The organism is Pedobacter roseus (assembly GCF_014395225.1).
GTDB lineage: Bacteria > Bacteroidota > Bacteroidia > Sphingobacteriales > Sphingobacteriaceae > Pedobacter > Pedobacter roseus.
The window spans coordinates 893450-906960 of the sequence record NZ_CP060723.1 but is presented as its reverse complement, the minus strand read 5'-3'; the positions used below and the strand labels follow the sequence as shown (position 1 = coordinate 906960).

The following is a 13511-nucleotide window of genomic DNA, read 5'->3' as shown; positions in this document are numbered from 1 at the left end:
TCATTTCGAGCGAACCCGATAGCTATCGGGTGCAAAGAAGCCGAGATGACGTTTTTTTTATTTAGCTCGTCATTCGAGCGCAGGCGGGAATCTTAATGCTTATGAAACATAACATGCATTAAGATTCCCAACCTGACAGCTATCGGGTTGGGAATGACGAAACTTCTCTAAACTACAACACTTCCCCCAAATGTTTATAATTCGATTTTATCGTATCCAAAACCTCACTCATTTTTCCACCCAACATTAATTTGGCCATCGATTCGGTCATTCCTTTGATTTGCGCCCATTCTATTTTAGGTGGCATCGCTAAAGCATTTGGATTGGTCATAATATTTAACAATACAGGCCCTTCCTCACTTAACGCATGACTGATCGCGGTTTCAACTTCTTCGGGTTTAGAAACCGTAATTCCCTTAAAGCCCATGGCCTGCGCAACCAATGCAAAATCAGGATTGATCATATCCGTTTCATTATCAGGCAATCCATCAACTTCCATTTCTAATTTCACCATTCCTAAAGCCCTGTTGTTAAAAACAATCAGTTTTATAGGTAGGTTATATTGTTTAATGGTAGCCAGATCACCTAAAAGCATTGATAAACCGCCATCACCACAAAGCGCAATTACCTGCTGTTGTGGATGCGCCAATGCTGCACCAATGGCCATCGGCATTGCATTGGCCATAGAGCCATGGTTAAATGATCCCAGCATTTTTCGTTTACCTGTCCCGTCGATAAAACGTGCTCCCCAAACGCAGCACATTCCCGTATCTACCGTAAAAATGGCATCATTGGCTGCTAAACGATTAATGGTTTCGGCTACAAATTCGGGTTGGATTTTATTTTCTTCACCCTGATCTTTAACATAAACCTGTTGCTGTTCTTTCACTTTCTGATAAAATTCCAGTTGAGATTTTAAGAAACTATCATCTTTCTTTTCGGAGATGAGTGGTAATAAAGCTTTTATAGAATCACTAATACTTCCACATAAACCCATTGTAAGTTTCGCCCTTCTGCCCAAACGTTCCGGTTTTTCGTCAATCTGCACGATCTTATTTTTTACTGGCATGAAGTTTACATAAGGAAAATCTGTCCCTAATAAAAGTACCACATCGGCCTCGTGCATGGCATGGTAACCAGATGGCTGGCCCAAAAGCCCCGTCATGCCTACTTCATAAGGATTATTATACTGAATCCCCATTTTACCACGGAAAGAAAATCCAACGGGCGCTTTTAATTTGGCAGCAAGCGCCACCACTTCATCATGTGCATCGGCAGCGCCTATCCCACAATAAAGCATAATTTTCTTTTCACCGTTGAGTAAGGTAGACAGCTCATTTAATTCCAGATCAGATGGGCGGATTACCGGTTTATTGTTGAAGAGTTGCATCGATGTAACACTTTCTACCGCATCCAGTTGTGCCACATCGCCCGGCAAACCAAATACGGCAACACCTTTTTTATGAATGGCATGCTGAACAGCCGTTTGAAACATTCTTGGTACCTGCTCGGCAGTGGTGGCCACCTGGTTATAATAGCTGCAATCGTCAAATAATTTAATGGTATTGGTTTCCTGAAAAAAGTCCATACCGAATTCGCCTGTTGGGATGGTTGATGCAATGGCAATTACCGGAACGTGAGAGCGGTGCGCATCGTAAAGGCCATTAATCAAATGTACGTGTCCTGGTCCGCAGCTGCCTGCACAACAGGCAATCCCATCAAGTTCGGCCTCGGCTGCTGCCGCAAAAGCACCAACTTCCTCATTCCGGACGTGGATCCACTTTATTTTGCCGTTTCTCCTTACTGCATCGTTAAAATAATTTAAACTGTCTCCGGTAACGGCATAAACTCTTTTTACACCAACCTCAACCAGCATTTCAACCAGTTGTTCTGCAACGTTTTTACTCATGAGGGTATTTTTTAATCAGGGATTTTATATACCTATTAAATAGCTGAAGCGCGGATATTGTTTTAACTGAAAAGCATAAAAGAAGCCAATCTGACCTGGCAAAGACTTTAGACTATTAATTGTAACATAAGTAAAGCGATATCTATAAGGTGAAGTTTTCTTCACTAAAACTTCATAAATGAAGTGCACCTTTGAAATAACAAAACACGAAGCGATTTCAATTTTGTTAAATTCTAAAAACTCATAATTAGTTTTTTAGTTTTCCGGTTACCCTTATCTGATACCTCATGTATTGCAAAATACATGAGGTTTTTTGTTAAATTAGATAACACATACCTACCTGATCTATTATGAAAAGTAAATGCATTGTAATTCTAATTTTAGCAATATGCTTATTTAATTTTGGCTTCAGCAAATCAAAACCGGCTGTTCCAGGCTATTTTTCAGAAAAAGAATTTAACAGCTTTTTCCCTCAGCGGAATAAAATTTACAGTTATGTTTCCTTTGCGAAAGCCGTTTCGGCCATGTCATTTATTAAAATCAAGATCGAAAAACGGGGCGAGTGGATTTATAAAATCACCAGAACAGATAAAAGGACCAACAAGGGCACTGTAATCAGGCAGGATAAAGATTGGAACGAAACCTGGGCAAAAGCAAAACCTTACAGCACTTCAACTATCGATTATGCTGATTTCTGCGCTTCAAAAGAAATTAATGTAAATAAAAAAGAACTCGCTGCTTTATTCGCTCATATTGCCCACGAAACCCGTAACGGGATCAACAATAAATATAACGACGGTTTAATGCTTAACCATGAGTTGGATACCAATGCCAATTATATTGCTGCAAACGTAACCTATCCAGCCGTTGCAGGTAAAAAATATTATGGCCGTGGTCCCATTCAATTGAGTTATAATAGCAATTATGGTTTTGCATCAGACTGTATTTTTGGTGATAAGAATATTTTACTCAAAAATCCAAATCTGGTAAGCACCAATGCGGTAACAGCCTTTGAAACGGCCATTTATTTTTGGATGACGCCACAGGATGCAAAACCATCTCCCCATGATGTAATCACTGAAAAATGGAAACCAACCGCTGCAGAACTGCAAAAAGGATATAAGGCAGGTTTCGGCATGACCATTAATATTGTTAACGGGGCTTTAGAATGTAATAAAGGAGCCGAAGTGCCAGCCATGAAGGACAGGATTGGCTTTTACCAATACTTTTTGAAAAAACTTAATATAACGGATGCCAACTGTAATTGTGATTGTGCGAAAATGGTGCCTTATCCGGGTTAAGAGGTTGAGTTTTTACAACTAAAGAACTCAAGTTTTAAAAACTTGACTTCTTTAACTATTCAGTACTTTCCTTTAGCATTTGGTATAAATCGGCTGCTCCGCCGTCAAATTTGGTTCCGTTTACATAAAATGATGGGGTTCCATTTACACCACTGCGCATACCACTGTCAAAATTATCTTCTATGATGGTTTTGATCTCTTCTGAAGCACTGTCTTTCTGAAACTGCTCTAAATCCAAGCCAATGGTTTCGGCCAATTCATCAAATAGTTCAGCATTTAAGCGGTACTGGTTATCATAGAGTGCATCATGCATTTCCCAAAACTTACCCTGTAATGCAGCAGCTTCGGCGGCAATGGCTGCCGGAAAAGCATATTCGTGTGCATTGGCCAAAGGGAAATGACGGAAAACAAATCTGATCTGATGACCAAAAGTTTCTTCAATTTCTTTCATGATGGGATAAGCATCTCCACAGTATGGACACTGGTAATCGCCAAACTCCACAATGGTAATACTTGCCGAATCATCACCTTGAATATGATCCTGACTGTTTATTTCGGGTTTTAATGTGCTCATCGCTTATTTCTTACTTAATTCTTCCAATGCATCCAAAATACCATCGGCACCAGGGTTAACGGCTACAGGTGATAAATAACTCCAGGCAATTTTTCCTTCTTTATCAATTACGAAAAGTGCTCTTTTGCTCTCTCCAACTTCTTCATCGTACACACCATAAGCTTTAGAAACTGCTCCTTTTGGTTCAAAATCAGCCAGTAGCGGAAAATGCAGTTTTCTGTTTTCTTCGAAAGCGAGGTGGCACCAAACGCTATCAACCGAAACCCCCAAAATCTGCGCATCGTATTTGCTGAAATATTTGAGCATCTCGTTATAAAGGGCCATCTGGTCGCTGCAAACCGGACTCCAGTCTGCCGGATAAAAAGCCAGGATAACATTTTTACCTTTAAAATCTTTAAGTTTTATTTTTTGATCGGGAGTAGCATTCAATTCGAAATCTGGTGCTGTAGCGCCTTTTTCTAACATATTATCGAGTTTAAATTAAATCGTTTATTAATTAACAGTCTACCCTTACTGTTGTTTTTGCTTTGAAGCAAAAGCTTAGCCTAATTTTTGCCTTTTAATTAAATATGACTGTAGAACAGGATAAAATCCTTCATTCATATCGGCATCAATCAGATCAATTTTATATTGGGCACATTTTAAGGCAATTTGCTGGCGGTAACCGGAAACAGCTGCAGTATAATTTTCCTTTACCTGGTTGGTATGCACCTTTATCATATCGCCGGTTTCCATATCGATAAACTGGTACGGACGGTTTTCAAAATTAAAATCTACCTCTTTCGAATGGTCAGCCACATTAAAAACCACCACTTCGTGTTTGTTAAATTTTAAGTGCTGTAAAGCATCAAAAAACTGATCGGTTTTATCAGCACTGGTCTGCGTATTGAAGAGATCGCTGAAGATAATGACCAAAGAGCGTTTATGAATCAGTTCTGCCACCTGGTGCAGCGCCTCGCTTAAATTCGTTTGTGCATTTACTTTTGGTTTCTGCAACAGTTCTTCCAACTGGGTAAATAAATATTTCTGATGTACCGTAGTCGATTTTGCAGGAGAATTTAATAATATCTCATCGGTAAATAAGCTTAATCCAAAAGCATCACGTTGTTTCTTTAACAGGTACATTAAAGATGCGGTAGCCTGTATCGAGAAAATCAGTTTATTATTTTTCGGCTCCGGGAAATACATTGACGAGGAAACATCGATTACAAACTGGCAACGCAGGTTGGTTTCTTCTTCGAAACGTTTGCTGTAAAGCTTATCCGTTTTGGCATATAATTTCCAGTCGATATTTTTAACGTTATCGCCGTTATTGTATTGGCGGTGCTCAGCAAACTCTACTGAAAAGCCATGAAACGGACTTTTATGCAAACCCGTAATAAAACCTTCTACTACCTGCCGGGCAAGCAATTCTAAATTACCATAGCTTGTTTCGTTCTCATAGTTTGCAGCCTGCATATCGTAAAGCTAATAAAAGATTTATTAAAAAAATGAAAAATTAGCCAACACTTCCGAAGTTTCAAATTCGGGCGCAGAGCTATTGCAAACTGTAAATTCCAAACGGTTAATTGTTTTGGGCGTTCCCCAAGCTACGCAAGGGGCGGGCTTTGCAGGGCTGCGCTGCGCTCCGGTACCGATGAAAAATCGGCACCAAACCCTTACAATCCCTAACGCAAAACCTACCGCTTTAGAATAATAAAAAAGACCTCGCAGGTTTCGAAAACCTGCGAGGTCTGGATAACCCGATTATTCTACTACCCGTTATAAATAAACCCGATCGGAAGCGGTATCCAGATTTTTCATCTGGATTTAGCAAAGAGCGGGACTGAAAATCCCTATGAAAAACAGAACCACTCATTTCCAAAAAAATCCCAAACTCATTAAAGAATTCAGGATTAATATTTTAAAAGACCTCGCAGGTTTCGAAAACCTGCGAGGTCTGATTATCTTTTTGGATTTAATTATTTCTTCGCAATCCTATACAAATGTCCGTTATCGGTTACCGAATAAAGCGCTCCGTCTTTACCTTCTGCCATATCACGGAAACGTTCGCCTTTACCTTCCAGCAAGCGCTCTTCGCCAACAATTTTATCATCTTTAATAACCAAACGGATAATGTGCGAACCACCCAAACCGCCTACAAATAAATTGCCTTTCCATTCGGCTATGCTGTTGCTATTGTAAAAAGCAATACAACCAGGCGAGATACTTGGATTCCAGTAATAAACCGGCTGTTCCATTCCTTCTTTTTGTTGAATGCCATCGCCAACTTTTTTACCGCTGTATTCTGTCCCATAGGTAATAATTGGCCAGCCATAATTTTTACCTGGTTTAATAATGTTTACTTCATCGCCACCTTTAGGGCCAAATTCAGCTTCCCACAAATCACCTGTTGAAGGGTTAATGGCCAAACCATCCGGGTTACGTAATCCATAAGCATAAATTTCAGGTCGGGCATCGGTTTTACCTGCAAAGGGGCCATTGGCAACTGCGTTTCCATCAGTAGTAAGGTGTAGAATTTTACCAAGGGAAGAATTTAAATATTGTGCCTGTATCCTAATGTCGTTACCAGAGCGCTCACCTGTACTCACAAATAAATTACCGTTTTTATCAAATACAATGCGCGATCCATATTGAAGTTTGCCCGTATAAGCAGGTGTAGCCCTATAAATAATAGTCTGGTTTTCTATCGAAGTTTCGTTAGCAGCCAATTTACCTTTTGCAATGGCCAATAAAATGCCTTTATCCTGAGGTTCTGAATAAGCCCAGTAAATCATCCTGTTTTTGGCAAAGTTAGGATCTAAAGTTACATCCAGTAAACCACCCTGACCAGAAGGATCAACCTTTGGTAAACCAGTAATTTTTTTACTCAGTTTTCCATCTGGTGTAAGGATCACCATGGTGCCCTGTTTTTGTGTAATCAGGAAACCTCCGTTAGGAAGTACTGAAATTGCCCATGGGTTTTCCAACTTTTCGTTGATAACTGTAATATTCAGAAGGGTTTTGGTTTTTATGCCTGCGATTCTGGTTTGCCCAGCAAAGGCAGGTTTATAATCAGCTGAAGGTTCGTTGGTCTCAACAGGGTTTTGGGCCGATACACAGGCAATATTAGCACAGTTCAGGGCCAGGCCTGCCACTAAAATCCCTAGAGTTTTATTGCTAAATAAGTTAATAGACATGATTGTTAGTTTTTTATTAAAGAAACAAAATTATGTTTGCAATAAAAAACCCAAATCCTTTAATTGAACCTGGGTTTTAAATATGTTACAAGCCTTTAGGCTTTGATATTTTTGCTTGAAGCTTAAACTAAGCCAATTGCTTGTTTAATTTTTCTGCTAATACTGATTTTGGAACAGCACCAACTTGTTTGTCAACTACTTGTCCATCTTTAAAGTATAATAAAGCAGGGATGTTACGGATACCAAACTGCATCGAAATTTGAGGGTTGTTATCAACGTTTACTTTTCCAACTACCGCTTTACCATCATATTCTTTAGCGATTTCTTCTACAACTGGACCAACCATGCGACAAGGGCCACACCATTCTGCCCAAAAATCTACTAATACGGGTTTATCTGATTTTAATACAAGCTCCTCGAAGTTTGCATCTGTGATTTCTAATGCCATAATTATTTTTTTTATGTTCAAATATATGTATTCAATTGTAATGCCAACCCATCTGTAATGTCAATTTGACATTATTTTGGTAAAGCGGTGAACGCCAAGCGGACAGCAATAAGCGTTTGATAAACCCAAAACGCTAAGCGCCAAACACCAAACGCTAGTTTAGCTTATAATTTACAACATTCATTCCCATCAATTGTTCTAAGAACTTGTTATTGGGGTTTATTTTTAAATTTTTTGAAGGTAAATCGAGCATAATCTGCTTTTCGCTATCAAAAACGGCGAAGTTAAGTTGGCAGTTCTGTTGTTCAGAGTTTGCCTTATTGTCTGCTAATATGGCTTCAATTTCTTTCATCAATTGGTCGTTAACCCGCTCAATAGGTACCTGGATGGTTAAACTTTTCGCCAGTTTATCACGCAGTTCGGACATGAGGTTGATGGCTGTAATCTTAAACTCCCAATCGCCGGCTTTTCCAAAACGCTCGCCTACCCTTCCCCTGATCTGTAAGAAATATCCTTCGGTTAAAAACGACTTGAATTTTAAGAAATCTTCACCAAACAAGGCCATTTCGCTGGCATCCTCATAATCTTCGAAAACAAAAGTTCCGAAAGGTTTACCGGTTTTGGTAATGCGTTGTGATGCGGTTACTACCAAACCACCTACGCAAAGTTCACGGTTTTTGAGTTTTTCGAATTCGGCCAGTACCTCTTCGTTGTTATCGCCCATGCGCACCTTATTGATGATGCTGAGCTGCCTAACCCCATGGGTGCAGAATTTATCGAGTTCGAGTTTATAATTATCCAATGGGTGACCGGAAAGGAAAATCCCGATGGCATCTTTCTCATACTTCAACCTGTCCATTAAAGCCCACTCTGGCGAAACAGGCAAACTTGGCTCTAAAATCAGATCGGCTTTTGATCCACCGAATAAGGAAGCCTGGGATGTACTTTCGTTATTCTGGAAATCGTTGGCGTATTTAATAATTTTCTCAATGCCATTCATCTTATCGTTAGGGCCGATGTAAAAATACTGAGCCCTATGTCCGCCAAAGGCATCAAAAGCACCGCTGTACACGAAACTCTCATAAGCTTTTTTGTTTACAATACGGGTGTTAGATCGTTTTGCAAAATCGTAAACACTGGCGTAATGACCATTACCTGTACGTTCTTCGATAATACTTTCTACCGCTTTTTCGCCCACACCTTTTACAGCCGACATCCCAAAACGGACTTCGCCTTTGGCATTAACAGAGAATTTAAGATCCGATTCGTTTACATCCGGACCTAATACGGTAACACTCATCTGGCGGCATTCTTCCATAAAGAAAGCCACCTGTTTAATATCACTCATGTTATTGGAAAGTACCGCAGCCATATATTCGGCAGGGTAATGCGCCTTTAAATATGCGGTTTGATAAGCAATCCAGGCGTAACAGGTAGAGTGCGATTTGTTGAATGCGTAGGATGCAAATGCTTCCCAATCTTTCCATATTTTTTCTAAAGTTGTAGCATCGTGGCCTTTTTCTGCGGCCTGCTTTACAAATTTAGGTTTCATTTTATCCAGAACTTCTTTCTGTTTCTTACCCATCGCTTTACGCAGTACGTCGGCCTCACCTTTGGTAAATCCGGCCAGTTTCTGCGATAAAAGCATTACCTGCTCCTGGTAAACGGTAATACCATAAGTTTCTTTCAGGTATTCTTCACAGGCATCTAAATCGTATTTGATTTCTTCCTCACCATTTTTACGGCGCACGAAACTTGGGATATACTCCATCGGTCCCGGGCGGTACAAGGCGTTCATGGCAATTAAATCGTCGAAAACTGTAGGCTTAAGCTCCTTCATGTACTTCTGCATCCCCGGACTCTCATACTGGAAAATCCCGATGGTTTCGCCACGCTGGAAAAGCTCATAAGTCATCACATCATCAATCGGAAAATTATCCGGATTAAGATCGATGCCATGTCGTTTCTTTACCAGTTTTACAGTATCCTTAATCAGGGTTAAGGTTTTTAACCCCAGGAAGTCCATTTTTAATAAACCGGCGCTTTCTACAACGGAGTTATCAAACTGGGTAACATATAAATCAGAATCTTTGGCCACAGATACAGGAACGAAATTGGTAATATCGCTTGGGGTGATAATTACCCCGCAGGCATGGATACCCGTGTTCCTTAACGATCCTTCTAAAATCTGTGCCTGTTGTATGGTTTCGGCACTTAAATCTTTTAAGCCACCGAGGTTTTTCAACTCTACCACGCGCTCATATTCATCCGGGCGCAGCGCATCTTTTAAGCTCTTTTCATCGAGTGTAAAGATTTTGGCCAGCTTCATATTCGGAATCAGCTTGGCAATTTTATCGGCCTCGAAAAGTGGCAAATCCAATACACGGGCAGTATCCCTGATCGAAGATTTTGCCGCCATGGTTCCGTAGGTAATAATCTGCGCCACCTGGCTGGAACCGTATTTATTGATTACGTATTCCATTACGCGTCCACGCCCCTCATCATCAAAATCGATATCGATATCGGGCATGGATACACGATCGGGATTTAAGAAACGCTCAAAAAGGAGATCGTACTTAATCGGATCGATATTCGTAATCCACAGGCAGTAGGCAACCACCGAACCGGCAGCAGAACCACGCCCCGGACCTACAGAAACGTCTCTCCGGCGGGCTTCGGCTATAAAATCCTGTACAATCAGGAAATAACCCGGATAACCTGTTTTCTCAATCGTTTGTAATTCAAAATCCAAACGTTCGGTAACCTCAGGGGTTAACGTACCATAACGTTTTTTGGCACCCTCGTAAGTAAGGTGACGTAAAAATTTATTCTCTCCGCGTTTTCCACCATCGGCTTCATCTTCGGCAACCAAAAATTCTTCAGGGATATCGAATTTCGGTAAGAGTACCTCGCGGGCTAATTTGTAAATTTCAATCTTATCAAGAATTTCCTGAATATTCAGGATCGCCTCGGGCAGGTCGGCAAAAAGCGACTTCATTTCATCGCCCGATTTGAAATAGTATTCCTGGTTTGGCAAGCCATAACGGTAACCACGACCACGGCCAATCGGCGTAGCCTGTTTTTCGCCGTCTTTTACACAAAGTAAAATATCATGCGCGTTGGCATCTTTTTTATTAATGTAATAGGTGTTATTGGTTGCTATCAGTTTAACCGCATGTTTATTGGCCAGGGCAATTAAAGTTTCGTTTACACGATTTTCATCTTCCTGGTTATGGCGCATTACCTCTACATAAAAATCATCACCAAACTGGGCTTTCCACCAAAGTAAAGCCTCTTCTGCCTGATTTTCGCCCAGGTTTAATATTTTATTCGAAATCTCTCCCGAAAGATTTCCGGAAAGCACAATAATATCATCTTTATACTGCTCAATTACCTGCCTGTCGATACGCGGCACGTAGTAAAAGCCTTTGGTATAGGCTATAGACGACATTTTAGCCAGGTTATGGTAACCTTTTTTATTTTTTGCCAGCAATACCATCTGGTAACCATTATCTTTTACCGTACGGTCTAAATGGTTATTACAAACAAAAAACTCTACTCCAACAATGGGTGTCATTACCACCTCCGTAGGGCGCTCGCCAGCTTCAATTGCAGCAGCGTTTTTAGCTTCGGCAGCTTTGTTATGGTTTAAAACATTGTTAACAAAGTGGAAGGCCCCCATCATATTGGCATGATCGGTCATGGCTACCGCTGGCATTTTCTGCGCTGCTGCCGCTTTTACCAGATCAGGGATACTAATGGTACTTTGCAATACCGAAAACTGGGTGTGGTTATGCAGATGCACAAAAGTGGCTGCCGCAAGTTCTTGTTTATTGCCGGCAAGGGCTTGTTTAGAAATTCCGCTGCCTTCAGCTTTTTGCTGGCGCCTGCGGATCTCATCAGATGCGGCCTTTAAGTTGATGTGTTTTAAACCAACCCCTTCAATAGTACCAGGATTTACTTCCCTGAAACGCGGGAAATATTCAACATCAACAAGTAATTCTTCTTTTTTAAAAACCTCTCTTTTAACCAGCTCCAGGAAACAACGTGTAGTTGCTTCCACATCGGCAGTAGCATTGTGGGCTTCGTTAAACGGCGCACCAAACAAATAAGAATGTAATTCAGTTAAGGTTGGCAGTTTAAATTTACCACCCCTACCTCCAGGCAATTGTAAAAGCTGCGCGGTAACTTCGGTACAGGTATCTAAAACAGGCATTTCGGCCAGGCGGTTGGCTACACCAAAACGGTGAAACTCGCAACCCATAATGTTTACATCGAAGCCAACATTCTGGCCTACAATAAATTTGGCTTTGTTTAAAACTTCGTTAAACTTAGCCAGCATTTCATCAAAACCAATTCCCTGCTCGGCAGCCAGTTCAGTAGAAATACCGTGAATCCGTTCAGCATCGTAAGGAATATTAAATCCCTCTGGTTTAACCAGATAATCCTGATGTTCAACCAATCTCCCCATCTCATCGTGCAATTGCCAGGCAATTTGGATACAACGCGGCCAGTTATCCGTATCGGTAATGGGTGCATTGTAATTGCGGGGCAAACCCGTGGTTTCAGTATCAAAAATTAAGTACATATTGTGCGGCAAAGAATTAACCGTTGTAGAATAATAACGGTTCTTCAAAAATAAGGAATTTGAAGGCTGATGCTGTCATCATTTTATCAACAAAATATGGTGGAAAAGAAGAAAATATATTCCGTCATTGCAGACTGAAGCAAGGCTTTAGGCTCAAACTAAGTGATTAACTAGCTGCCAAGCTTTCATGCAATACCATTAACATTATTTATAAATGCGAAATATGAGGAACTATGCATTTCCATCCAGCTAGGCCAAAGCACCATATCTCCGTTCTACTTAAGTCCGGCCTAACAAATTTTTCGGGCTCCACAGCACCTGCCATCCTAATGGCTTTGAAAGAAAAATTTTCAGCCGGCATTTTTTGTTTCTTTTTGATGCCAAAAAGAAAGAGCCCTTCGGCGGCGGCGAGCCGAGGTAAGACTGTGCAGTTGGCAGAAAATAATCAACTGAATACGTTATTTATATTGATTTTTATACAACAAATTATTCCTCAGGTGATCAATATTATTTAGAAAAGCACGGTTCGGTGCCTTTAGGCTATGAAAGTCCCGCTATCCGCTTCAAAACCTTGGATCGTTCCTCACCTGCGGGTTTTACGCTGCTATCGGGTTTATTAAACAAAAGTCTTTTTTCCATGGGCTGTGTACCCATTGGCTATCATAATCAAAAATTTCGGTCTGTGAGGACACAGACCGTGGAGAAGGGGAAAAAACCTCGCAGGTTTTTAAACGGCTTTAGCCCTCAAAGAGGTCTTTAAAATTAATTAAACAACGAGTTAACCCTGCGAGGTTTAAATCAATCCTTTTAAAGTCTCTAACAAAATTTTTGCGGCCTCTTCTGATGAGCCTGGGTTTTGTCCGGTAATAAGTAAACCATCCTTTTTTACATAAGAACCCCAATCGGCACCTTTACTGTAATGGCCACCAAGTTTTTTAAACTCATCTTCCAATAAAAAAGGCACTACATCGGTTAATTTAACCGCTTCTTCTTCCGAATTCGAAAATCCGGTTACGGCTTTACCTTTTACTAAAGGATCGCCATTTTGATCTTTAACTTTAATTAATACACCTGGCGCATGACATACGAAAGCCACTGGTTTTTCAGCATTATAAAATGCTTCAATAAGCGAAATAGATTTTTCATCATTTGCCAAATCCCATAACGGTCCATGACCACCTGGGTAAAAAACGGCATCGTAATCCTCTTCGTTCACCGTATTCAGTTGAACCGTATTCGCAAGAATTTTCTGCAAACTTTCATCAGCTTTAAATCTTTTAGTTGCTTCAGTCTGTGCATCAGGCGCATCGCTTTTAGGATCGATAGGTGGCTGCCCTCCTTTTGGAGAAGCTAATGTGATCTCTACTCCTGCATCTGCCATTAAATAATATGGCGCTGCAAATTCTTCAATCCAAAAACCTGTTTTTTCACCAGTATTTCCCAACTCACTATGGGATGTTAAAACCATTAATATTTTCATTATGATATTTTTTTATTTTTATTTACTAAACT

The 13511-nt window shown here is 40.5% G+C and carries 9 protein-coding genes; 1 reads left to right on the top strand and 8 read right to left on the bottom strand.

The window, feature by feature from the left end; translation table 11 throughout:
• Positions 1-172 precede the first annotated feature (172 nt).
• A complete protein-coding gene (locus H9L23_RS04050) occupies positions 173-1909 on the bottom strand; it encodes a thiamine pyrophosphate-dependent enzyme (protein WP_187593773.1) in 1737 nt (578 codons plus the stop codon).
• Between the two features lie 350 nt (positions 1910-2259).
• On the opposite strand from H9L23_RS04050, the gene H9L23_RS04045 reads away from it, so the two are divergent.
• Positions 2260-3210 carry a chitinase gene (locus H9L23_RS04045; protein ID WP_187593772.1) on the top strand — a complete coding sequence of 317 codons (951 nt, stop codon included), beginning with the start codon at positions 2260-2262 and terminating at the stop codon, positions 3208-3210.
• A gap of 55 nt (positions 3211-3265) precedes the next feature.
• Here H9L23_RS04045 and H9L23_RS04040 read toward each other — a convergent pair whose 3' ends face one another.
• The 7 genes from H9L23_RS04040 to H9L23_RS04010 all read right to left on the bottom strand — a co-directional run bounded on the left by H9L23_RS04040 (position 3266) and on the right by H9L23_RS04010 (position 13479).
• Positions 3266-3784 carry a DsbA family protein gene (locus H9L23_RS04040; RefSeq protein WP_187593771.1) on the bottom strand — a complete coding sequence of 173 codons (519 nt, stop codon included), beginning with the start codon at positions 3782-3784 and terminating at the stop codon, positions 3266-3268.
• Between the two features lie 3 nt (positions 3785-3787).
• Positions 3788-4249, bottom strand: coding sequence for a redoxin domain-containing protein (locus H9L23_RS04035; protein WP_187593770.1), 462 nt, complete (start codon positions 4247-4249; stop codon positions 3788-3790).
• 75 nt (positions 4250-4324) lie between these two features.
• Positions 4325-5242 (bottom strand): DUF58 domain-containing protein, encoded by a 918-nt coding sequence (locus H9L23_RS04030; protein ID WP_187593769.1) that lies wholly within the window; start codon positions 5240-5242, stop codon positions 4325-4327.
• Between the two features lie 503 nt (positions 5243-5745).
• Positions 5746-6963 carry a PQQ-dependent sugar dehydrogenase gene (locus H9L23_RS04025; RefSeq protein ID WP_187593768.1) on the bottom strand — a complete coding sequence of 406 codons (1218 nt, stop codon included), beginning with the start codon at positions 6961-6963 and terminating at the stop codon, positions 5746-5748.
• Between the two features lie 127 nt (positions 6964-7090).
• Complete coding sequence (gene trxA, locus H9L23_RS04020) at positions 7091-7411, bottom strand: thioredoxin (protein ID WP_029275428.1); 321 nt, start codon at positions 7409-7411, stop codon at positions 7091-7093.
• A 154-nt stretch (positions 7412-7565) separates the two neighbouring features.
• Positions 7566-11999, bottom strand: a complete 4434-nt coding sequence (gene dnaE / locus H9L23_RS04015; RefSeq protein WP_187593767.1) for a DNA polymerase III subunit alpha — start codon at positions 11997-11999, stop codon at positions 7566-7568.
• A 793-nt stretch (positions 12000-12792) separates the two neighbouring features.
• Positions 12793-13479, bottom strand: a complete 687-nt coding sequence (locus H9L23_RS04010; RefSeq protein WP_187593766.1) for a type 1 glutamine amidotransferase domain-containing protein — start codon at positions 13477-13479, stop codon at positions 12793-12795.
• Positions 13480-13511 lie beyond the last annotated feature (32 nt).